Origin of the sequence: Aquibaculum sediminis, assembly GCF_040712085.1 — a bacterium.
Classification (GTDB): Bacteria; Pseudomonadota; Alphaproteobacteria; order Kiloniellales; family DSM-21159; genus Aquibaculum; species Aquibaculum sediminis.
On record NZ_JBFCVK010000006.1, the window covers coordinates 37,646 to 60,561 of the forward strand.

At 66.4% G+C, this 22,916-nt stretch carries 18 protein-coding genes; 7 read left to right on the plus strand and 11 right to left on the minus strand.

Features of this window, described 5'->3' with window-relative positions; all coding sequences use genetic code 11:
• Positions 1-105: 105 nt before the first annotated feature.
• Positions 106-3,570: a DNA polymerase III subunit alpha gene (dnaE, locus tag ABZ720_RS10690; RefSeq protein ID WP_366555515.1), complete on the minus strand. Its 3,465-nt coding sequence runs from the start codon at positions 3,568-3,570 to the stop codon at positions 106-108.
• A gap of 69 nt (positions 3,571-3,639) precedes the next feature.
• A complete protein-coding gene (gene dacB, locus ABZ720_RS10695; protein ID WP_366555516.1) occupies positions 3,640-5,097 on the minus strand; it encodes a D-alanyl-D-alanine carboxypeptidase/D-alanyl-D-alanine endopeptidase in 1,458 nt (485 codons plus the stop codon).
• A 64-nt stretch (positions 5,098-5,161) separates the two neighbouring features.
• Between dacB and trmFO the strand changes: the two genes are divergently transcribed.
• Both trmFO and uvrA read left to right on the plus strand, forming a co-directional pair.
• On the plus strand, positions 5,162-6,520 hold the full coding sequence (gene trmFO / locus ABZ720_RS10700) for a methylenetetrahydrofolate--tRNA-(uracil(54)-C(5))-methyltransferase (FADH(2)-oxidizing) TrmFO (RefSeq protein WP_366555517.1): 1,359 nt from the start codon (positions 5,162-5,164) through the stop codon (positions 6,518-6,520).
• A gap of 105 nt (positions 6,521-6,625) precedes the next feature.
• Entirely contained in the window at positions 6,626-9,490 is a 2,865-nt protein-coding gene (gene uvrA, locus ABZ720_RS10705; protein WP_366555518.1) for an excinuclease ABC subunit UvrA, read from the plus strand.
• Between the two features lie 9 nt (positions 9,491-9,499).
• On the opposite strand, the gene ABZ720_RS10710 is transcribed toward uvrA, so the two are convergent.
• Together ABZ720_RS10710 and ABZ720_RS10715 are read right to left on the minus strand one after the other, a co-directional pair.
• Positions 9,500-10,525, minus strand: a complete 1,026-nt coding sequence (locus ABZ720_RS10710) for a lipid A deacylase LpxR family protein (RefSeq protein WP_366555519.1) — start codon at positions 10,523-10,525, stop codon at positions 9,500-9,502.
• A 101-nt stretch (positions 10,526-10,626) separates the two neighbouring features.
• Positions 10,627-11,448 carry a DeoR/GlpR family DNA-binding transcription regulator gene (locus ABZ720_RS10715; RefSeq protein ID WP_438264092.1) on the minus strand — a complete coding sequence of 274 codons (822 nt, stop codon included), beginning with the start codon at positions 11,446-11,448 and terminating at the stop codon, positions 10,627-10,629.
• Positions 11,449-11,633: 185 nt separating this feature from the next.
• Between ABZ720_RS10715 and ABZ720_RS10720 the strand changes: the two genes are divergently transcribed.
• Together ABZ720_RS10720 and ABZ720_RS10725 are read left to right on the plus strand one after the other, a co-directional pair.
• Positions 11,634-12,002: a hypothetical protein gene (locus ABZ720_RS10720; protein WP_366555520.1), complete on the plus strand. Its 369-nt coding sequence runs from the start codon at positions 11,634-11,636 to the stop codon at positions 12,000-12,002.
• Positions 12,003-12,099: 97 nt separating this feature from the next.
• Positions 12,100-13,068 carry a DMT family transporter gene (locus ABZ720_RS10725; RefSeq protein WP_366555521.1) on the plus strand — a complete coding sequence of 323 codons (969 nt, stop codon included), beginning with the start codon at positions 12,100-12,102 and terminating at the stop codon, positions 13,066-13,068.
• Position 13,069: 1 nt separating this feature from the next.
• Here ABZ720_RS10725 and ABZ720_RS10730 read toward each other — a convergent pair whose 3' ends face one another.
• From ABZ720_RS10730 to ABZ720_RS10750, 5 genes are all read right to left on the minus strand, one after another.
• Positions 13,070-13,522, minus strand: coding sequence for a DNA polymerase III subunit chi (locus ABZ720_RS10730; RefSeq protein ID WP_366555522.1), 453 nt, complete (start codon positions 13,520-13,522; stop codon positions 13,070-13,072).
• A gap of 21 nt (positions 13,523-13,543) precedes the next feature.
• The gene (locus tag ABZ720_RS10735; protein WP_366555523.1) at positions 13,544-15,040 is read right to left on the minus strand and encodes a leucyl aminopeptidase; all 1,497 of its coding nucleotides are present in this window, start codon (positions 15,038-15,040) and stop codon (positions 13,544-13,546) included.
• A 128-nt stretch (positions 15,041-15,168) separates the two neighbouring features.
• The gene (locus ABZ720_RS10740; RefSeq protein ID WP_366555524.1) at positions 15,169-16,563 is read right to left on the minus strand and encodes an NAD(P)(+) transhydrogenase (Re/Si-specific) subunit beta; all 1,395 of its coding nucleotides are present in this window, start codon (positions 16,561-16,563) and stop codon (positions 15,169-15,171) included.
• A 16-nt stretch (positions 16,564-16,579) separates the two neighbouring features.
• Positions 16,580-17,002, minus strand: coding sequence for an NAD(P) transhydrogenase subunit alpha part 2 (locus ABZ720_RS10745; protein WP_275819476.1), 423 nt, complete (start codon positions 17,000-17,002; stop codon positions 16,580-16,582).
• A 1-nt stretch (position 17,003) separates the two neighbouring features.
• On the minus strand, positions 17,004-18,149 hold the full coding sequence (locus ABZ720_RS10750) for a Re/Si-specific NAD(P)(+) transhydrogenase subunit alpha (RefSeq protein WP_366555525.1): 1,146 nt from the start codon (positions 18,147-18,149) through the stop codon (positions 17,004-17,006).
• Between the two features lie 315 nt (positions 18,150-18,464).
• On the opposite strand from ABZ720_RS10750, the gene ABZ720_RS10755 reads away from it, so the two are divergent.
• Complete coding sequence (locus tag ABZ720_RS10755; RefSeq protein WP_366555526.1) at positions 18,465-19,637, plus strand: PQQ-dependent sugar dehydrogenase; 1,173 nt, start codon at positions 18,465-18,467, stop codon at positions 19,635-19,637.
• Positions 19,638-19,648: 11 nt separating this feature from the next.
• Positions 19,649-20,218, plus strand: a complete 570-nt coding sequence (locus tag ABZ720_RS10760; protein ID WP_366555527.1) for a DUF2076 domain-containing protein — start codon at positions 19,649-19,651, stop codon at positions 20,216-20,218.
• Positions 20,219-20,272: 54 nt separating this feature from the next.
• On the opposite strand, the gene ABZ720_RS10765 is transcribed toward ABZ720_RS10760, so the two are convergent.
• Complete coding sequence (locus tag ABZ720_RS10765; RefSeq protein ID WP_366555528.1) at positions 20,273-21,202, minus strand: bifunctional 5,10-methylenetetrahydrofolate dehydrogenase/5,10-methenyltetrahydrofolate cyclohydrolase; 930 nt, start codon at positions 21,200-21,202, stop codon at positions 20,273-20,275.
• A gap of 250 nt (positions 21,203-21,452) precedes the next feature.
• On the opposite strand from ABZ720_RS10765, the gene ABZ720_RS10770 reads away from it, so the two are divergent.
• Positions 21,453-22,052, plus strand: coding sequence for a superoxide dismutase (locus ABZ720_RS10770; protein WP_366555529.1), 600 nt, complete (start codon positions 21,453-21,455; stop codon positions 22,050-22,052).
• Between the two features lie 69 nt (positions 22,053-22,121).
• Here ABZ720_RS10770 and ABZ720_RS10775 read toward each other — a convergent pair whose 3' ends face one another.
• Positions 22,122-22,910: a PhzF family phenazine biosynthesis protein gene (locus ABZ720_RS10775; RefSeq protein WP_366555530.1), complete on the minus strand. Its 789-nt coding sequence runs from the start codon at positions 22,908-22,910 to the stop codon at positions 22,122-22,124.
• Positions 22,911-22,916: the final 6 nt, after the last annotated feature.

A 22,916-nucleotide genomic window follows, 5' to 3' on the forward strand; every position in this document is an offset into this window, starting at 1 on the left:
GCATGCGAACGGCCGCGCTGATCCGCGTGAGGTTTCAGTGCGGCGTTGTGATATCTGTGAGCAGTGGAGATTGCAAGGCGTAGCAGCGTGTGAGCGCAAGTTGGCTCACAGATCCTCCACCACTAGACCCGGCAGAGACTTGATCGCCTGGCGGCAGGCCGGGGAGAGGGCATAGGCGCCGGGCAGGTCAATCTCCACCTCCCGCTCCTCCTCCAGGGCGAGCACGACGGTCACCCTGCTGCGCCCGCGGCGCTCCTTCTCCAGTACCTGCTGAAGCTGCACCAGAGGCTCGCGCTCCTGCACGAAGAGCTTGAGGCCGGCTGCCGTCTTGGCAAGCGCTTCATCCAGGTCCTCGAACTCATGGCCGGTCAGGCGCAGATCGCCCTCCTCGCCTTGGCGCTCCACACTGACCGTCACCAGGAGCGGCTTGCCTCCTTCCAGCAGCGCGCGGCAGCGCCCCAGCGTTTCCGAAAAACAGGTGACCTCGAACACGCCCGTGGCATCGGACAGCTGCACGAAGGCAAAGCGGCTGCCCTTCTTGGAGGTGCGCTCCTGTTTCGCCACCACGATCCCCGCCAGCACCTGCCGGCTCTGTCCACCGATCACAGCCTTGGGCAGGTCCGCGATGCTGACGACGCGCCGGCGCTGGAGCAGGTTGCGATAGCTGTCGAGCGGATGCGCCGAGAGATAGAAACCCAGGGCATCGAACTCCTTCTGCAGCCGGTCGATCGCCGGCCAGTCGGAAACCGGCTGCAGTTTCAGCGTTTCCGGCTGCGCCGTACCGCCGAGCAGGCTGAACTGGCCGCTGTCGCGCTCATTCGCAGCCGTGGCCGCATGGCGCACGATGCTCTCGGCGGCAAGATGCGACCGCTGCCGGTTCGGCTCCAGGGAGTCCATTGCGCCGGCGCACACCAAGTTCTCGATGGCGCGCTTGTTGATCGCACGCGCATCGATCCGCCGCGCAAAGTCGCCCAGGGACGCGAAGGGACCCTTTTCCTCCCTCTCGGCCACCAGCTGCTTCATGGCGGTGGCGCCCACGTTCTTGATGGCGCCCAGGGCATAGCGGATCGCCTTGCCGCCTTCCGGCAGGGCCTCCACGGCGAAATCGGCAAAGGAGTGGTTCACGTCCGGTGGGAGCAGGCGGATGCGTAGGCGGTCGAGCTCCTGGCGGAAGAGATTGAGCTTGTCGGTATTGCCCATGTCGTAGGTCATGATCGCCGCCATGAACTCGACCGGGTAGTTCGCCTTGAGATAGGCGGTCTGATAGGCGACCAGGGCGTAAGCGGCGGCGTGCGACTTGTTGAAGCCATAGCCTGCGAACTTGTTCACCTGCTCGAAGATGGCGCGCGCCTTGTCCTCGGGCACGCCGCGCTCGGTGGCGCCCTGCACGAAGATCTCGCGCTGGGCGTCCATCTCCGCCTTGATCTTCTTGCCCATGGCCCGGCGCAGGAGGTCAGCCGCACCCAGCGAGTAGCCGGCCAGCTCCTGGGCAATCTGCATCACCTGTTCCTGGTAGATCATGATCCCGAAGGTCTCCTTCAGGATCGGCTCCAGGCTGGGGTAGAGGTAGTCCGGCTCCTCCTCGCCCTTTTTGCGCCGGATGTAGGCGGGGATGTTCTCCATCGGCCCCGGTCGGTAGAGCGCGACCATGGCGATCACGTCCTCGAAGCGGTCGGGCTTGAGCCGCTTCAAGGCATCGCGCATGCCGGTGGATTCCAGCTGGAACACCCCGACCGTGTCGCCGCGAGCCATTAACGTGTAGGAGGCCGTGTCGTCCAGCGGCAGGCTGACGAGGTCGAAATCAGGGCTGTGCTCGCGAATGAGATCGCGCGCCCGGGCCAGAACCGTCAGGGTCTTCAGGCCCAGGAAGTCGAACTTCACCAGCCCCGCCTCTTCAACATACTTCATGTTGAACTGGGTGACCGGCATGTCGGAGCGCGGGTCGCGATAGAGCGGCACCAACTCGTCCAGGGGACGATCGCCGATAACCACGCCGGCCGCATGGGTCGAGGCATGGCGGTAGAGCCCTTCCAACTCCAGCGCGATGTCGATCATCCGGCCGACCGTCTCATCCTCTTCGCGCGCCGCCTGCAGTTGCGGCTCACCGTCGAGGGCCTGCTGCAGCGTCACCGGATTGGCCGGGTTGTTGGGCACGAGCTTGCAGAGGCGGTCCACCTGGCCATAGGGCAGCTGCAGCACACGGCCGACGTCGCGCAGCACCGCGCGGGCCTGCAGCTTTCCGAAGGTGATGATCTGCGCGACCTTATCGCGGCCGTAGCGCTCCTGGACGTAGCGGATGACCTCGTCGCGGCGGTCCTGGCAGAAGTCCACGTCGAAGTCCGGCATGGACACGCGCTCGGGATTCAGGAACCGCTCGAACAACAGCCCCCAGCGCAGCGGGTCCAGATCGGTGATGGTCAGGGCATAGGCCACCACCGAGCCGGCGCCGGAGCCGCGGCCCGGCCCCACCGGAATCTCCTGCGCCTTCGCCCACTTGATGAAGTCCGCGACGATCAGGAAGTAGCCGGGGAAGCCCATCTCCTCAATGATGCCGAGTTCGTAATCCAGGCGCTGACGATAGGGTGCAGCCTTGGCTTCACGCGCCGCCTCGTCGTCCTCAGGCTCATAGACATGGGCTTCCAGGCGGTGCTCCAGCCCGGCGCGGGCCTGGGCGCGCAGTTCCTCCACCTCACCGCGCCCGCCTTCCGTCTCGAAAGGCGGCAGGATCGGCTTCACAGTGGTCGGGAAGTAGGAGCAGCGCCGGGCGATGACCTGCGTGTTGTCGATGGCTTCCGGCAGGTCCTCGAAAAGCGCCTCCATCTCCGGCGCGGGCTTGAAGCGATGCTCGGGCGTCAGGCGCCGCCGGTCGCTTTCCAGGATGTAGGTGCTCCCTGCGATGCAGAGCAACGCATCATGGGCTTCGTACTGTTCCGCCTTGGCAAAGTAGGCATCGTTCGTCGCCACCAGCGGCCAATCGTGCGCATAGGCGAGCTCGATCAGGCGCTCCTCCGTGGCCTCCTCATCTGGAAGCCCATGGCGCTGCACCTCGATGTAGCAGCGGCCCGGAAAAGCCGCCTTCAGGCGCTGCAGTAGCGTTTCCGCCAGATCGTCATTGCCCGAGAGCAAAGCCCGCGCAAGCGGCCCGTCGCTGCCACCGGAGAGCAGAAGCAGGCCTTCCGACCAGCGTTCCAGGTCCTGCAGCGTGACATGAGGCTCCTGGTCGTCCGGCGTCTCGAGGAAGGACTTGCTGACCAACTTCAGGAGATTGCGGTAGCCGGTCTCGTCCTGCACCAGAAGCAGCACCCGCTCGGGCGTCGGCGTGCGGGACGCCGTGGGCTCCTGCACCTCCCGCTTCACGGCCAGCACGCAGCCGATGATGGGCTGCACCCCGGCTCCAGAGGCCGCCAGCGCGAACTCCAGTGCACCGAAGAGATTGCCGCTGTCGGACACCGCCACCGCAGGCATGTTCCGATCTTTGCAGAGCTGCACCAGCTCCTTGATGCGAATGGCCCCTTCCGACAGGGAATAGGCCGAATGGACGCGCAGATGGACGAAGCGGCTCAAGGTCATGGGGTCACTCTTTCTTCCGGCCCCGAGTCGCGCCAAGGGCAGGCTGGCGGCCGCTCCTCGGGTTGACCTTCAGTTCCGGCTCCGCAGCACAGCGAAGTCTTGCCGCATGGCCTCGAAGGCATCGGCCCGGCCAATGGGCTGTCCCGGCGCGCCGTTGACGAGGAAGGCGAAGGCCCCCCATCCGCCGTCGGGAAAGCGCAGATAGCCGGCAAAGGTAGTCACCGACACCGGCACGCTCAGCCCGCCGGTCTTGCCAGCCACGTTGGTCGCCCACTCGGGATCCTGCCCCCTAAGCAGCGTGCCCCGGGCGTGCAGCGGCACGCTCAGCGCGCCAAGGAAGGGCTGGAAGAGGTCGAGGCGCATGTAGATGCGATCGAGCAGGGCCACCAGCTCGCGCGCGCTGACCCGGTTGTCGGGATCCAGGCCGCTGCCGTCGCGCAGGCTGGCTGCCGGGTTTACGCCCTGCCCGAAGCGGCTCCCGCTCAGACTTTCATGGAGGTAGCGGCTGAGAAAGGCTCCGGCCTGGGGGAGGTTCAGCGGCGCACCCTGCCCAGCATTGCGCGACATCTCCAGGGCCAGAACGTCGGCCGTGAAGTTGGTGGAAAAATACATCATGCTCTTGAGCGTTTCGCCCAAGGGGCGCCCTTCGTACTGGGCCAGCACGAGTTGATAGGGCTGCGGCGTGTAGGCAAAGCGCAGCTCGCCCTGCAGCGTCACGCCCTCGCGCTGGAGGAAGCCGCGCAACACCTCGCCGCTGTGGCGCTCCGGATGCGCCACTGAGCGCCGGATCGCCACCGGCTGATGCCCGGCCGGGACGCTGCCAGCCACCTGCAGGCGCTCGCCTTCGCTCAGGCTGTCGCGCACCACCTGCAGTTCGAAGCCACCGCCGGTCCGGGTGCTGGTATCGGCGACCACCTGGAGCGAGGGCAGTTGGAAGGGCTCGGGCTGTACCTGGGCGGCCTGCCCGGCTGCCGCTCCCGGGCGCAGGGTGACAGCCACGCTGGCGAAATTGACCCCGGCGGCGGAGAGCGGTGCGGCATAGGAGTGGTGGGACTGCGCCAACGCCTCGCAGCGATCGCGCAGGCTGCACTCCACATGGCCGAAGCGCGAGGCATCGACGACCAAATCACCCGAGACCTCCCGGATGCCCTGCTGCGCCAGGTCCCGCGCCAGATGCCAGAGTCCTTCCTCGGTCAGCGCCGGATCGGCCCCACCGATAAGCACCAGATCGCCGGCAACGCGCCCGTCTTGTGGTGTCGCCGTCGCGGCGATCCGGGTCGTGAAGCTGTGGTCCGGCCCCCAGGTCTCCAGCGCCAGGGCACCGGTGACGAGCTTGGTGACGGACGCAGGCGTGACCTGACGATCGGGCGCCAACTCGGCGACGACCCGCCCGTCTTCCAGATCGACGACCAGCCCGGACACCGACCCGCCGCGCGCCTGCAGGGCCGTCAGATTGGGCAGATCCTGCCCCAAGGCCGGCAGGGCCAACAGCCAGGCGAGCAGCGCAATCGCGCTGGTGCGGAGCATCCGGCGAAACATTCTCACCGGAGATCCATTGTCGCGGCCCGAGTGCACCGCTATCTCTCGCAGCATGGATAAGACCCGCCTTTCCCCAGTCCACGTCGTCGGCGGCGGCCTGGCCGGCAGCGAAGCAGCCTGGCAGATCGCACGCAGCGGCGTACCCGTCGTGCTGCACGAAATGCGCCCGCAGCGCAAGACGCCGGCGCACAAGACCGAGGGGCTGGCCGAGCTGGTCTGCTCCAATTCCTTCCGCTCGGACGATGCCATGAACAACGCCGTCGGCCTGCTGCACGCGGAAATGCGCCGCTGCGACAGCCTGATCATGCGCTGCGGCGATAAGCACCGTCTGCCGGCAGGCGGTGCGCTGGCGGTGGATCGTGACGGCTTCTCCGAGGCGGTGACGGCCACCCTCGCCGAGCACCCGCTGGTGGAGATCCGGCGCGAGGAGGTGGCCGGCTTGCCGCCGGAAGATTGGGACAGCGTTATCCTGGCCACCGGCCCCCTGACCTCCCCGGCCCTGGCGGAAGCCATCGGCGCGCTGGGCGGCGAGGACCATCTTGCCTTCTTCGACGCCATCGCCCCGATCGTGCATCGCGAGAGCATCGACTTCGACGTGGCCTGGTTCCAGTCCCGCTACGACAAGGGCGGGGGCAAGGACTACATCAACTGCCCCCTGGACCGCGAGCAGTACGAGGCCTTCATCGACGCCCTGCTGAGCGGCGAGAAGACCGAGTTCCGCGAGTGGGAGAAGGACACGCCCTACTTCGAGGGCTGCCTGCCCATCGAGGTCATGGCCGAACGCGGGCGCGAGACCTTGCGCTACGGTCCCATGAAGCCGGTCGGCCTGACAGACCCGCACAGCGGCCGGGAGGCGCATGCCGTGGTCCAGCTCCGCCAGGACAATGCTCTCGGCACGCTGTTCAACATGGTCGGCTTCCAGACCAAGCTGAAGTACGGCGAGCAGGTGCGCATCTTCCGCAGCATCCCGGGGCTGGAGAACGCGGAGTTTGCCCGGCTCGGCGGGCTGCACCGCAACACCTTCATCAACTCGCCCAAGCTGCTGGACGGGCAGCTCCGCATGAAGGCGGCGCCGCGCCTGCGGGTCGCCGGACAGGTGACCGGCGTGGAGGGCTATGTGGAAAGCGCGGCGGTGGGCCTGCTGGCAGGACGCTTCGCCGCGGCCGAACGCAAGGGCGAGGCGCAAAATCCGCCGCCGCCCACCACGGCGCTGGGCGCCCTGCTCTCCCACATCACCGGGGGAGCCGAGGCCGAAACCTTCCAACCCATGAACATCAACTTCGGCCTGCTGCCGCCCATTGCGCCACCGCCGGGGCAGCGCAAACTGAAGAAGCGCGATCGCAAGCCCGCGCTGGCCACGCGCGCCCTGGAGGACCTCGACGGCTGGCTCGAGCCTGTTCCGGCCGACTAGACATAGATGGCCATGTCACGGGCCAACTTGTTCACGAAATGATCCTCGCCAAAGGGGTCCAGGCGCGGCATAGTAACGGCCTTCCCCGACCCGGATGAACTGCCCATGCCCTCGGAAATTACTGGTCCGAAGATCGACGTGCGCGGTGCGCGCGAGCATAATCTCAAGAATGTCGACGTCGTGCTGCCGCGCGACAAGCTGGTGGTGATCACCGGTCTCTCCGGCAGCGGCAAGTCCTCCCTCGCCTTCGATACCATCTACGCCGAAGGCCAGCGCCGCTACGTCGAATCCCTTTCCGCATACGCCCGCCAGTTCCTGGAACTGATGCAGAAGCCGGATGTGGATTCCATCGAGGGCCTGTCTCCGGCGATCTCGATCGAGCAGAAGACCACCTCGAAGAATCCGCGCTCGACCGTGGGCACGGTCACCGAGATCTACGACTACCTGCGCCTGCTCTTTGCCCGGGTCGGCGTGCCCTACTCTCCCGCCACCGGCCTGCCCATCGAGAGCCAGACAGTGAGCCAGATGGTCGATCGGGTCATGACGCTGCCGGAGCGCACGCGTCTCTACCTGCTCGCCCCCATCGTACGCGGCCGCAAGGGAGAGTACCGCAAGGAGCTGCTCGAGCTGCAGAAGCGCGGCTTCCAGCGGGTGAAGATCGACGGCGAGGTCTACGCGATCGACGAGGCGCCAACGCTGGACAAGAAGCGCAAGCACGACATCGAGGTGGTGGTTGACCGCCTCATCGTCCGCCCCGATCTCGAACAGCGCCTGGCGGAATCCTTCGAGACCGCGCTGGAACTGGCGGACGGCCTGGCCTTCACCGAGGATGCCGACAGCGGCGAGCGCCTGACCTTCTCGGCGCGCTTTGCCTGCCCGGTCTCGGGCTTCACCATCGACGAGATCGAGCCCCGGCTCTTCTCGTTCAACAATCCCTTCGGCGCCTGCCCCGCCTGCGATGGACTGGGTGCGACCTACTTCGTCGCGCCCGATCTGGTGGTGCCGGACAGCAGTCTGACTCTGGATCGCGGCGCCATTGCCCCCTGGGCAAGCTCCTCCTCGCCCTACTACGCTCAGACGCTGCGCTCCCTGGCAAAGCACTTCCAGGTCAGGATGACCACGCCCTGGCGCGAGCTGCCCGACGAGGTACGCGATGCCATCCTCTTCGGCACCAAGGGCAAGCCGGTCACCATGACCTTCGACGACGGCCTCAGGCGTTACGAGACCAAGAAGGCCTTCGAAGGCATCGTCCCCAACCTGGAGCGCCGCTGGAAGGAAACCGACAGCGACTGGGTGCGCGAGGAGATCGAGAAGTACCGCGCCAGCCGCCCCTGCGAGGCCTGCGGCGGCCACCGCCTTAAGCCCGAGGCGCTGGCGGTCAAGATCGACACACTGCACATCGGCGAGGTGGTCGAGAAGTCGGTGGCCGAGGCCCTGGCCTGGTTTCAGGGCCTGGAGCCCAAGTTGACCGCCAAGCAGCGCGACATCGCCCAGCGCATCCTCAAGGAGATCCGGGAGCGCCTGGGGTTCCTGAACGACGTGGGCCTGACCTATCTCACCCTCTCGCGGGCCTCAGCGACGCTATCGGGCGGAGAAAGCCAGCGCATCCGCCTGGCCTCGCAGATCGGCTCGGGTCTGACTGGCGTGCTCTACGTGCTCGACGAGCCCTCAATCGGCCTGCACCAGCGCGACAACGCCCGCCTGCTGGACACGCTGCGCCGGCTGCGCGACATCGGCAACACGGTGATCGTGGTCGAGCATGACGAGGATGCCATCCGCGCCGCGGATCATTTGGTGGACATGGGCCCCGGCGCCGGGGTGCATGGCGGCAGCATCGTGGCCGAGGGCACGCCCGAAGAGGTGATGGCCAACCCCGCCTCCATCACCGGCCAATATCTGACCGGCCGGCGCCAGATCGCCGTGCCCACGACGCGCCGCAAGGGTCGGAAGCAGCAGAAGCTCACCCTGCGCAACGCCCGGGGCAACAACCTGAAGGGCATCGACGCCACCATTCCGCTCGGCACCTTCACCTGCGTCACCGGGGTTTCCGGCAGCGGCAAGTCCACGCTGACCATCGACACACTCTACAAGGCCATCGCGCGACAGCTGAACGGCGGCCGGGTGCAGCCGGCGCCGCATGATTCGATCCAGGGCCTGGAGTTGCTGGACAAGGTGATCGACATCGACCAGTCGCCCATCGGCCGCACCCCGCGCTCCAACCCCGCCACCTACACCGGCGCTTTCACCCCGATCCGGGAATGGTTCGCCGGTCTGCCGGAGGCCAGCGCGCGCGGCTACAAGCCCGGCCGCTTCTCCTTCAACGTGAAGGGCGGACGCTGCGAGGCCTGTCAGGGCGACGGGGTGATCAAGATCGAGATGCACTTCCTGCCCGACGTCTACGTTGAGTGCGACGTCTGCAAGGGCAGGCGCTACAACCGGGAAACCCTGGAAGTCACCTTCAAGGGCAAGTCCATCGCCGACGTGCTGGCCATGACCGTTGAGGAGGCGGCACTCTTCTTCCAGGCCGTGCCCAGCATCCGCAACAAGATGGAGACGCTGGAGCGCGTGGGCCTCGGCTACGTCCAAGTCGGCCAGGCGGCAACGACCCTCTCCGGTGGCGAAGCGCAGCGGGTGAAGCTGGCCAAGGAGCTCTCCCGCCGCGCCACGGGCCGCACCCTCTATATCCTCGACGAGCCGACCACCGGGCTGCACTACGAGGATGTGAAGAAGCTGCTTGAGGTACTGCACGCGCTGGTGGACCAGGGCAACACGGTTGTGGTGATCGAGCACAATCTCGAGGTGATCAAGACCGCGGACTGGATCCTGGACCTGGGCCCCGAGGGTGGCGATGGCGGCGGGCAGATCGTCGCCCAGGGCACGCCCGAAGCCGTGGCGGAAACCCCGGGGAGCTACACCGGCGCCTTCCTGGCCCCCTACCTGCCCGGCGTCAAAGACCGCCGCAGCGCCTGACAGGCGCCGTCAGAAGCGCACGCGCCAGGAGAGTGTCAGGGCGCCGAAGCGATCGCCCTTGTCGCGGTTGCGGATCTGCGGTGTCCGGTAAACCTGGGTGTAGGCGAGGCGGACGTTTTCGTAGCTGACGGCAGCGCCGGCCTGAAGCTCGCCCACGAACCAGCGGCGGGAAACGCTGTGGCCGCCACCGAAGGTGTTCCCGTCGAGGAAGATGTCCCGCGCCACCCCACGGCCTTCGAGGCCGAGGAAGACATAGCCGCTGAGACCGCCCACCTTGAAGAAGGTGCTGCCCGGCAGGCTGGGCCGGATGCGCGGCGGACCGAAGTCCTCTTCCAGATCGAAGCCGACGCGCCAGGACGCACCGGCCCCCGCGTAGGTGGCCACATTGCCCAGTGCCGCACCCACATGCGGCATCAGATCGATGCCGAAGCGGTCGCCGAAGGGCCGGTGATGGAACTGGCGCCACTTGCGCTCATAGGAGAGCTGGATGCCGGGTTCGGTGCGCAATTGGTGCTGCCAGCCCTCGGCCTCCGGTGCCGAGATCAGGCGATGCACTGAGTTCTGTACCTGGCGCCCCATCGCCGGCGGACCGACCACCCCGACATCGAGCGCCAGGCTCTGCAGGAGCTGATAGCGCGCGTCATAGGCCACGGCAGCCAGCCCGAGGTAAAGCCAGCCGGCGTAAGGCCGGTCATCCTTCTGGCGCCGACTGGTTTGTGTGTCTCGCGGCGTGAAGATGCTCTGTCCGACGGACAGGCTGTAGCGCAAGCGATCACCGTAGGTCAGGCCCGGTACGGTCTCGATCAGCCGGCGCGCCCAGTGCTCGCCCTGTATCTCCGGCGAGAGCCAGGTGAATTGCGTACCGTGCGTGTAGTCGCGGTCGGTGTCGTTGACGAGATCGTTCTCGATCTTCAGGGAGAAGGTACCGTCTTCCGGACGCACCGGCTGACGCGGCGCCTCGGGTTGGGCGGACTCTTGGGCAACCACAGGCGACACGAGAAGGCAGAGCAGCGCCCCGGTCAGACGACCAATCATTTTCCCACTCATACGGAGCTTCTGCCACAAAGACACCGCTTGTGCGTGTGTCTTTCTCGGGACAGGCGGGTCACAGGACTGCACCACACGGCGACAGTGTGTCAGGAAGCCGCCTCGGCCCTGTTCTGTGGATGTATCACCTTCACACCGGCGGCCATCAGACTTTCGCGCATGTTCACCGGCGGTGGGCGGTCGGTGAAGAGCCGGTCGATCTGGTCCAGATGCCCCAGTCGCACCAGTGCGTTGCGGCCGAATTTGGTGTGGTCGGCAACGAGATAGACCTGGCGGGAGTTGGCGATGATGGCCTGCGCCACCCGCACCTCCCGATAGTCGAAATCCAGCAGGGAGCCGTCGGGATCGATGCCGCTGATCCCGATGATGCCGATGTCGACCTTGAACTGCCCGATCAAGTCGATGGTTGCCTCTCCCACGATGCCGCGGTCGCGGCTGCGCACCAAGCCACCGGCGACGATGACCTCGATGGCCGGATTCTCGCTCATGGTGGCCGCGACGTTGAGATTGTTGGTGATCACCCGCAGGCCGTCGCGCCGCACCAGGCTGCGCGCAACGGCTTCGGTCGTGGTGCCGATGTTGAGGAACAGGGAGGCGCGCTCCGGCACCGCCTCGGTGACCAGTTCGGCGATGAGGCGCTTTTCCTCGAGCTGCTTCACCCGGCGGGCGGGATAGGGCTCGTTCTCAACGCTGGACGGCAGGCCCGCACCGCCATGGTAGCGCAGCAGCATATCCTGGGCGCAGAGCGCATTGATGTCGCGGCGGATGGTCTGGGGGGTGACGCCAAAGTGCTCGGCCAGTCCCTCGATCGAGACAAAACCCCGCTGCCGCGTCAGTTCCAGAATGCGCCGGCGGCGCGGGCTCAACACCGCCTCGTGCTTCGCCCCCTCCGCAGAAACGGCCTCTTTCACCTGTGCCTCCCCTCGAGCTGCGGCGATCCGGCTATTGAAGCGGGGTGGAGGTTCGCTGTACAGGAAAGTCTCGGCAACGTTCCCAGCATTGCCATGCGGGCGCCACATTACCCCGCATGCTGTCCAGCACCGCAGATTGGGGCTGCATCACCACGCTTCGCCAGAGCACGATTGGGAGATACCAGGTGACGCCTTCGGCCCATCCGACCTATCAGTTCCGAGCGATCGCGGCGCGCAGCGCCCTGCTCGCCGGGCTGCTCCTCACCATGGGCGCCTGCCTGCACAGTGCCCCGCCCCCGCAGGTCACCGGCGATCCGCGCGACAAGGTCGTGGCCGCCTACGGCCAGCCCCACGCCCGCCAGAGCAATGGCAACGTTGAGGTGTGGCAGTACTGCGAACCTGCCACCGGCGCGGATGCTGAGCGCGACGACAAGCTGCATCTGGTCTGGCTGATCGACGGGGTGGTCTCCCGGGAAAGTCATCACCGCTACGACCTCGACGGCTGCCGCAAACTCTTCGTCGTCGACCTGGGCTCCCTGCCGCACCGAAGCTGAGAAGAGATTGGCTGCGGTCTCCCCTGCAGGATTCGCAGCCCAAATGACCGGGCAATGCATGTAGGCTCCCTCGCAGTCAGGGAACCACAGCAGTCGCATGAGCCAAGCGTCCGATACCGGAGAGGCCACGCCAGCGCCGCGCGCGGCGGTTGCCGACCCTCCAACAGTCACGGCAGAGCAGCAGGGTCGCGGTGACCGCACCCTGAACGGCATCGCCATGATGCTGATCGCCGTCAGCCTCTTCTCGCTGATGGACGGCTTCGTGAAGTGGCTCGGCGACGACTACCCGACGATGCAGATCGTCTTCTTTCGTTCGCTCTTCGCCTTCATCCCGCTGGCCTTCATCATCCACCGCATGGGCGGGATGAGCAGCGCCCTGCGGGTGCGCCGGCCCGGGGGGCATCTGCTGCGCTGCCTGTGCGGCACGGCGGCCATGTCGCTGCTCTTCTACGCCTACAGCCAGATGAAGCTGGCCGATGCCGTGGCCATCAGCTTCGCCGCCCCGCTCTTCATCACCCTGCTCTCGGTCCCCATGCTGGGCGAGAAGGTGGGGATGCGGCGCTGGCTCGCTTGCCTGGTCGGCTTCGTCGGCGTGGTGATCATGATCCAGCCCGGCCCCGGGGTCTTCCAGGTGATCGCCCTGGTCCCGCTGCTCGGCGCGCTCTTCAACGCGCTGGCGATGATCTACGTGCGCAGCCTGTCTCGCACCGAGACCAACGCGTCCATCATTTTCTGGTTCACCGTCAGCACCACGCTGCTCTCCGGTGCCTTCATGCCCATCCAATGGGTGATGCCGGTGGGTTGGGACTGGGGACTGCTGATCATGGTCGGCCTGCTGGGCGGCGGCGCGCAGATCGCCATGACCGCTGCCTTCAGCCGGGGCGCCGTGGCCGTGATCATGCCCTTCAAGTACACCTCGATGCTCTGGGCGGTGCTGACCGGCTGGCTGATCTGGGGCGAGACCCCGGGCCTGCACATCTGGCTCGGCTGGCCCCTGGTGGTGCTGAGCGGTCTCTACATCGTCTATCGTGAGGCGATGCTGCGCCGGAGTACGCGCACAGGCTGACTCAACCCTGCTGCTTGCTCCAGCGCCCACGCGCGTCCTGCTGCCAGTAGCTGATCGAGTGGCCGGCGGCTTTGAGCTCCTTCCACTGCGCCCGCGCAGCGGTAAGCGCTCCCTGGTCCCCGCCATCGAACAGCAGGGCACAGAGCTCGTAGTCGTCGATCTGCGCCGAGGTCGCGCCGTCGGTCAGGAAGAGATAGGCCGCGCCGTTGGGATTCTCGTCGGTCTCGGTGATCCAGACCGGCTGTGCCTCGGCGTGGCCGTCGCGGGCGCTGCCATGCGGCAGGAAGCCGCGGTCGTCATAGGTCCAGAGCAGGCCGCAAAGCCACTCCACCCGCTCCACCGAGCGGGCCATGACCACCGCACGCTTGCCGCGCTCCAGCGTCTTTTCCAGAAGTTGCGGCAGCGCGCGGTCCAGGCCCGTCGTCGTCAGATGATAAAAGCGGACCTCCGTCACGCTGCCCTCCGCAGCCTGCGGCTACTTCTCCAGCCGATTGGCCACATAACGGTCAAGCAGGCGCACACCGAAGGCCGTGGCGCCCTTGGGCACCGTCGGCTTGTCCTTATCGGACCAGGTGGTGCCGGCGATGTCGATGTGGGCCCAGTGGACGCCCTCGTTCACGAAGCGCTGCAGGAACTGGGCCGCGGTGATCGAACCGCCCCAGCGCTGACCGGTGTTCTTCATGTCGGCGATGTCGCTGTCGATCATCCGGTCGTACTCCTCGCCCATGGGCAGGCGCCAGACCGGCTCGCCCACGGCCTTACCCGCCTCGGTGAGCGCGGCGGACAGGGCGTCGTCATTGCTGAAGAGACCGGCGGTGGACTTGCCGAGCGCGACCATGATCGCACCGGTCAGGGTCGCGAGATCGACGATGGTCTCGGGCTTGTAGCGCTCCTGCACGTAGGTCAGCACGTCGGCCAGGACCAGGCGCCCCTCGGCGTCCGTGTTGATGATCTCGATGGTCTGCCCGGACATGGAGGTCACCACATCGCCCGGCCGCTGGGCCTTGCCGTCGGGCATGTTCTCCACCAGCCCGCAGGCGCCCACGACATTCACCTTCGCCTTGCGAGCGGCCAGGGCGTGCATCAGGCCGACGACCACACCGGCGCCGCCCATGTCCCACTTCATGTCTTCCATGCCGGCGGCCGGCTTGAGCGAGATGCCACCAGTATCGAAGCAGACGCCCTTGCCCACGAAGGCCACGGGGTAGCTGTCGCCGCCCTCGCCCGCGCCGTTCCAGGTCATCAGCACAATGCGCGATTCGCGCTCCGAACCTTGGCCGACGCCAAGCAGCGCGCCCATGCCACGCTCTTGCATCGCCGCCTCATCTAGGATCTCGACCTTGACGCCGAGCGCCTCCAGCTCCTTTGCCCGCTCGACGAAACTCTCGGGGTAGAGCACGTTCGCCGGCTCGGAGACCAGATTGCGCGTGGTGAAGACGCCGCCAGCCACCGGTTCCAGCGCTGCAAAGGCCTGCTGTGCCGCTTCCTGCTCGGCGCAGCGCACCTCCAGGGCGGAGAGGCTCAGCTTCTTCTCCTTCTCCTCCTTGGTGCGGTACTTGTCGAAACGGTAGTTGCGCAGCAGCGCGCCGTAGGCCGTGTGCGCAGCCTGCTCGGCCGCGGACAGTTCGCTGCCGGCAATATCCACCAGCAGCATGGCATCACTGACCCCGGCGCCGTTCAGATGAGCGGCCAAGGTGCCGCCTGCGGCCTCGAACTCCAGGGCGGAGGCCTTGTCTGCCTTGCCCACACCCACCAGCACCAGCCGGTCCAGCTTCAGGCCGCGCGGCGCCTGGAGTTCAGTGAGCTGCCCCTTCTTGCCCTTGAAGCGGCTGCCCTCCAGCAGACGGGCCAGCGCGCCGTTCATGGCGGTGTCGAGCTGCGCCAGCATACCGACCGGCTTGCCGTTCTCCGGCACGAGTACCGCCAGGGAGCCGTCGGTGGGAAGTTCGGGAGCGGCAAAGCTGATGCGCATCGATGACCTCGCGATTGACTGAAAAAGGCCGCCAGGGCCTGCAGGCCGGGGCAGTTTGAACTAAGCGATAAGCGGCCCCGGCGAAGGCGTCAATGACTCCGCCGGGGCAGGCAGGGGCTGCAGGCCGATCAGGCCTCCAGCGACTTGACGATGTCCTCGCACATCTTCTTGGCGTCGGCGAGGAGCATCATGGTCTGATCCATGTAGAACAGCGGATTGTCCACGCCGGCATAGCCGCTGGCCATGGAACGCTTCACGAAGAGCACGTTCTGCGCCTTCTCCACGTCCAGCACCGGCATGCCATAAATGGGCGAGGCCGGGTCCGTCTTGGCCGAGGGGTTGGTGACATCGTTGGCGCCGATGACGAAGGCCACATCGGTTTCCGAGAATTCGCGGTTGATCTCGTCCATCTCGAATACCTCGTCGTAGGGCACGTTGGCCTCGGCGAGCAGCACATTCATGTGTCCCGGCATCCGCCCGGCCACGGGGTGAATGGCGTACTTCACCTCGACGCCCTCTTTCTTGAGCAGATCGGCCATCTCACGCAGGGCATGCTGGGCCTGGGCCACGGCCATGCCATAGCCGGGGATGATGATCACCTTCTCGGCGTTGCGCATCAGGAAGGCTGCATCCTCGGCCGCCCCCTGACGATAGGTCCGGTCCTCATCGCCACCGCCCCCGGCAGCGGCACTCTCTCCCCCGAAACCACCCAGGATCACGGAGAAGAAGGAACGGTTCATGCCCTTGCACATGATGTAGCTGAGGATGGCGCCGGCCGATCCGACGAGCGCGCCGGTGATGATCAGAAGGTTGTTCCCCAGCGTGAAGCCAATGCCTGCCGCAGCCCAGCCCGAGTAGGAGTTGAGCATGGAGATGACGACTGGCATGTCGGCGCCGCCGATCGGGATGATGATCAGTACACCCAGCAGCAGCGTCAGCAGCACCAGCAGCCAGAAGGCCGTCGCCGACTGCCCCGCCACCATCCAGATGATCAGCACGACGGTGAGAATGCCCAGCGCCAGGTTCAGCCAATGCTGCATCGGGAAGACCACGGGCCTGCCACTGACCAGGCCCTGAAGCTTGGCAAAGGCAACGATCGAGCCGGTGAAGGTGATGGCGCCAATGGCGGCACCGATCGACATCTCGATCAAGGATGCAGCCTTGATGGCGCCCGGCAGCCCGATGCCGTAGGCGGCCGGATTGTAGAAGGCCGCAGCCGCCACGAGCACAGCGGCCAGACCCACCAGAGAGTGGAAGGCCGCCACCAGCTGCGGCAGTGCCGTCATCTGGATGCGCAGGGCGATCATGGTGCCAATCGACCCGCCGACGATGACGCCAGCGAGAATGAGAACGAAGTTGACCTCCGGCAGGATGAAAAGCGTGGTCAACACGGCAATGGCCATGCCGGCCATGCCATAGCGCAGACCCCCGCGGCTCGTTTCCGGATGCGACAGTCCGCGCAGCGCCAGAATGAAACAGATGGAGGCGACGAGGTAGAACAGGGCGGCGAGATCGTGACTCATTGTGCTTTCCCTCGCCTCATCTCTGCTTTTTCTTGAACATCGACAGCATCCGGTGGGTCACCAGGAAGCCACCGAAGATGTTCACGCTGGCCAGCGTCACGGCGATGAAGCCCATGATCTCGCTGAAGCCGTAGCCGCCGGTGCCGGCGGCGATCAGGGCGCCGACGATGATCACCGAGGAAATGGCGTTGGTCACACCCATCAGCGGCGAATGCAGCGCCGGGGTGACGCGCCAGACCACGTGGTAGCCGACGAAGATCGCCAGCACGAAGACTGTCAGCCCTGTGACCAGCGGCGACGGCCCCACGGCTTCGGCCAGTGGTGCGCCGGTCTCGGCCCCCACCCGCGCCGCTTCGCGCGCCAGGTCCGCTGCGCCGTCCGACAGCGCCCGGGCCTGGTTGGCCAGGTCGATGGCCTGATCGATCAGCTTCTCGCTCATCTCACTCCCCCTTTTCCGCCGGTGCGAGCGCCGGATGGACCACCGCGCCCTCCCGTGTCACCAGGGTGCCCTTCACGATCTCGTCGTCCCAATCGACCTTCAGGGCCTTGCTCTCCTTGTCAAAGAGCAGGGAGACGAAATTGAAGAGGTTGTTGGCATAAAGCATGGAGGCATCGGCCGCGAGGCGGCCGGGCACGTTGCGGTGGCCCAGGATCCTGACGCCACCGACATCGACCACCTCGCCCGGCTGTGACAGCGCGACGTTTCCGCCGTTCTCCACCGCCAGGTCGACGACCACCGACCCGGGCTTCATGGAGCGCAGCATCTCCTCGCTCACCAGCCGCGGCGCGGGGCGTCCGGGTATCAACGCCGTGGTGATGACCACGTCCATCTTCGGGATCGATTCGGCCAGGAGCGTCGCCTGCTTCTTCAGGTACTCAGCGCTCATTTCCTTGGCATAACCGCCGGCGGTCTCCGCCTGCTTGAACTCCTCGTCCTCCACGGCCAGGAACTTGCCGCCAAGAGACTGCACCTGCTCCTTGGCCGCCGGGCGCACATCGGTGGCATGGACCACGGCCCCCAGGCGCTTGGCAGTGGCGATGGCCTGCAGGCCGGCCACGCCGGCGCCCATGATCAGAACCTGCGCCGGATTGATGCGCCCTGCGGGCGTCATCATCATCGGAAAGGCGCGCCCATAGGTCGCGGCCGCATCGATCACCGCCTTATAGCCGGCCAAGTTCGCTTGGCTGGAGAGCACATCCATGGACTGGGCGCGGGTGATGCGCGGCATCAGGTCCATGGCAAAGGCGCCGACACCGGCCTCCGCCAGTGCGTTCAACTCCTCGCCCGCCCGGAAGGGGTCGAGGATACAGACGAGCAGCGCCGACTTCGGCAGGTTTGGCAACTCCTCCGGCAAGGGCCGGCGGACCTTGAGCACAAGATCGGCGCCACTGACGGCAGCCGCAGCGTCGCTGGCAATCTCGGCGCCCTGGTCGGCGTAGGCCTGGTCAGGCAGGGACGCCCCCTCCCCAGCCCCGCTCTCGATCGCGACGTCGATACCGAGACCCTTGAACTTCTTGACGCTTTCCGGCGTCGCCGCAACGCGCGGCTCGTCCGGGCGCCGCTCCTTCAGGATGGCGATCTTCATCGGCTACCTTTCCCAAACCCCTCGCACAGGGCGGCTTTGCAGTGATCCCCCGAACCGGATCACGGTGATCCAGTCTGGATTCAAACCCGAAACGCAGATCCACTCAATCGATCGGATTGCCAAGCGATTCCGATAAATTGCGATCTGCATTAACGTTATGGATCATGCCGCGCCGGACAGTCTCCCACAAGCCCGGGTGCTCATCGGCGCGGGCAAACGCACTCGGTGCGCGGTTTTACTGGCACCAGGGTCGGCGGTTCCTAAATGCAAGCTCAAGAGCCCGCCGAACAGAGCCGAACAGAGGAGACCAGGCTGATGCCCGCGAATAATCCGCTTTCCCTCTCGTCTTCCCGGGGGCTTGTGGCCGCATCCCTGCTCACCGCCGGCTTGGCGCTGACTGCCTGCAGCGCTCCGGCAGGCGCCCAGCCTTCCGAGCAGGACTCCTGGGAGTACGCGTTTCGGTTGGTCCCGCTCGTGGAAGGGCTCGAGCACCCCTGGGGGCTTGCCTTCCTGCCGGACGGACGCAAGCTCGTGACCGAGCGGCCCGGACGCCTGCGCGTGATCGACCGGGAGCACCGTATGGATCCAGAACCCGTTCCCGGCGTGCCGGAGGTGGTGGCGCAGGGCCAGGGCGGCCTCTTGGACATCGCCCTCCACCCGGACTTCGAGGAGAACGGCTGGGTCTACTTCACGCTCGCCGGTCAGGACGGGCGATCCGTCACCACGCAGCTCGCTCGGGCCCGATTCGATGGTGACGCGCTGCAGGACACCGCCATCCTCTTCTCGGCCAAGACTGAAGGCTCGGGCGGACGGCATTTCGGCAGCCGGATCGTCTTCGATCGCGAGGGCTATCTCTGGATGACCATCGGCGAGCGCGGCAGCGCCGACGAGGCCCAGAATCTCGCCAATCACAACGGAACGCTGCTGCGCCTGCACGATGATGGAAGCGTGCCTGCAGACAATCCCTTCGTCGACGAACCCGACGCACGACCGGAGATCTGGTCCTACGGCCATCGCAACGCCCAGGGCATGACCCTCCATCCGGACACGGGCCGCCTCTGGCTGCACGAGCACGGACCGCGGGGCGGGGACGAGATCAACCTTCCGGAAGCCGGCCTGAACTTCGGCTGGCCGGTCACCACCCATGGCACAGCCTACTCGGGCCTGCCCATGGGCGTGGGGCCGGAGGCGCCGGGCATGGAGCCGCCGCTGCTGCACTGGACGCCCTCCATCGCGCCGTCCGGCATGGCCTTCTATACAGGGGAGGATTTCCCGGCCTGGCAGGGCGACATCTTCGTTGGCGCCTTGGCACTGCCGCAGTTGCGGCGTGTCATCATGGACGGAAGCGACATCACCGGCGAGGAGACGCTGCTGGGTGACTGGGGGCAACGGATCCGCGACGTGCGGATGGGCCCCGACGGCTATCTCTACCTTTTGACCGATGCATCACAAGGCGCGCTGCTGCGTCTGGAACCAATCGAAGAGTGAAGGAGACGAGAATGGATCAAACCGAACGTCAGGTTATCGAGGAGCTTTTCGGCAAGCTGGAACTGGCCGAACGCCAGGGCGGCCCCCGCGACGGGCAGGCCGAAGCCCTGATCCGGGAGCGCCTCGACCGCCAGCCGGCTGCGCCCTACTACATGGCCCAGGCCATCGTGTTCCAGGAGGAAGCCCTGAAACAGGCGCAGCAGCGCCTCCAGGACCTGGAGAACGAATTGTCCCAGCGGCCCGCCGGCGGCGGCTTCCTCGCCGGGCTGTTTGGCGGCAACAACGAGAGTGCCGGCCAGCGCAGCCAGGGCGGGCCTAACCGCAGCGCCAGCCCCCTGGCCAACTACCGTGACCGCCCCGGCTTCCTGGGCGGCGCCATGCAAACGGCGATGGGCGTTGCCGGCGGCCTGATGCTGGGCTCCTTCCTCGCCTCCATGGTCACGGGCGGAAGCGAAGCAGCGGCCGCCGATACCGCGCCCGGCGAAACCCAGCCGGAACCCGGTGCCGACCCGGGCGGCGATGCCGGTTTCGACAGTGGCTGGAACGGTGGCTTCGACGACGGCGGCGGCTTCGACTTCTGAGCCAAGAACGACAGGCAAGCGGGCTTCAGTCAGCACAAGCAGCTGGCTGGAGCCTCACACCGAGCTGGCAAAGGCCGATTCGTAGTGGCGCTTTTGCAGCTGCAGCGCCGTCAGGGTGTTGCGCATGAGGATGGAGACGGTGACCGGTCCCACGCCGCCGGGCACCGGGGTAATCCAGCCGGCCACATCGTAGCAGCTCTCGAAATCGGCATCGCCGACCACGCGGGTTTCCCCCTCGGGTGTGGTCTTCTGGTTGATGCCGATGTCGATCAGCGCACAGCCGGGCTTGATCATGTTGCCCGTCACCAGGCCTGCCTTGCCCACCGCGACGAAGACCGCGTCGGCCTTGCGTGAATGCATGGCCAGGTGGCGGGTCATGTGGTGGCAGACCGTGACCGTCGCCCCCTCGCTCATCAGCAGAAAGGCGATGGGCTTGCCGACGATCTCAGAGTGCCCGATCACCACCACCTCAAGCCCCTTCAGGTCGAGCCCCGTCGCCTTCAGCAACTCGACTGAGGCGACGGATGTGCAGGGGCCAAGCGTCAATTCGTTATAGACGATGTTGCCGATGGATGCCGGGTTCATGCCCTCGACGTCCTTCAGGGGATGAACCGCCGACTGCAGCTGCTTGATCGAGAGGTGCGCCGGCACCGGGCGCTGGATGATCACGCCGCTGACCCGCGGATCGGCGTTCAGCGCGTGGATCACCGCCAGCATCTCGGCCTGGGTCACGGAGTCCGGATAGACCCGCTCTTCGAAGGCTATTCCCAGCTTTTCGGCAACCCGCCGTTGATTGCGCACGTAGAGCACCGCGGCCTGAGCGTCGCCCACGCAGATCGACACCAGGCGCGGCTGCCATCCCTGCTCGGCCAGCGTGGCTACCGAGGTGGCGACCTCGGCCCGGATCCGCTCCGCCAAGGGCCGCCCGCGCAGCAGCTTGTGATCGTCGTTCGAAGCGGTCTTGAGCTGGGGCGATGCACTCATCTTCAGGTCGGCCTTTCCAGTTGTGCTGTGAGGTGCATACGCTGTCAGCGCCAGGGGAACCAGCCCGGGACCGGCATGCTTGCTCTCTCAACCGACCTCGGAGTGGCTCGGCCCGTGGAAGGGCTTGCGCAGAACCGGGCGGCCGGTTCACATTCGCTTTCAGTTTCCTATGTGAGTCCCGAACAGATCCTCTCAAAGAGGCACTCCGGCATCAGGCCGGCATCTGCGACAGAAAAGAAGGAGAGACCTCATGGCATTCGAGCTTCCGCAGCTCCCCTACGCCCAGGACGCGTTGGAGCCGCACGTCTCGGCGAAGACACTCAGCTTCCACTATGGCAAGCATCACCAGGCCTACGTCAGCAAGACCAACGAGCTGATCGCCGGCACGGACCTCGAAGGCAAGTCGGTCGAAGACGTGATCGCGGCGGCCCGTCAGGCCGGGAACAAGAGCCTCTTCAACCAGTCGGCCCAGATCTGGAACCACACCTTTTTCTGGAACTCCATGGCTCCCAACGCCGGCGGCCAGCCCAGCGGCGCCGTGACCGACGCCATCAGCCAGGCCTTCGGCTCCTATGACGACTTCGCCGCCAAGTTCAAGGCGTCTGCGGTCGGCAACTTCGGCAGCGGCTGGACCTGGCTGGTCAAGGGCGCCAACGGCCTCGAGATCGTCAACACCGACGACGCCGACACGCCGCTGGTGATTGACGGCAAGACGCCGCTGCTCACCGTCGATGTGTGGGAGCACGCCTACTATCTCGACTACCAGAACCGTCGTCCGGATTTCGTCCAGGCCTTCCTGGATCACCTGGTCAACTGGGACTTCGTGAACAAGAATCTGGCAGGGGCCTGATCGCCCCGACACGGGCTGATCAGAAGCGAAGGGGTCGCAAGCATGCGGCCCCTTCATCTTTTCGAGGGGTCAGATCGTGATGCTGCCTTCCAGGTAAGGCGCGGCCCGGCCCGAAAGGCAGACCCGGTCGCCCGCGACATGGCAGGCAACATCGCCACCGCGCCGCGATACCTGCCGCGCCTGCAGCGGATTGCGGCCCAGGCGTTCGGCCCAGAAGGGCGCCAGCACACAGTGCGCCGATCCGGTCACCGAATCCTCCGGGATCCCGGAAGCCGGCGCGAAGTAGCGCGACACGAAGTCGTGGACATCTCCCCCGGCTGTCACGATCAGGCCGTCGCCGGGCAGGGCCGCCACCAGAGCCAGATCGGGCGCCGCCGCACGCACGGCCGCTTCATCCGGCAGGAGGGCGAGAAACTTCTCGTCGCGCCAGACCTCCAAAGGCTCGCTGCCCAAGGCGGCGGCGACCGCTGCCACCTCCTCGCTTCCGGCCCGGCGCGGCGGCTGGGCGGGGAAGTCCATGGTCAGCACCTCACCTGCCCGCGTTACGGTCAGGGGGCCGCTGCGACTGTGGAAGCGAACGCTGTCTGCCTGTGGGCGCAGGTGGAAGAAGACCGCATAGGCGCTGGCCAGCGTGGCGTGACCGCAGAGATCGACCTCCAGCGTGGGCGTGAACCAACGCAGGTCGTAATCCCCGTCCGCCCGCGCCACCAGGAAGGCCGTCTCCGCCTGGTTGTTCTCGGCGGCGATGGCCTGCAGCGTCTCATCCGCGAGCCAAGTCGACAGCGGACAGACCGCTGCCGGGTTGCCGCCGAAAACCTGATCGGTGAAAGCGTCGATCTGATAGAGTGGCAGTTTCATGGCCAT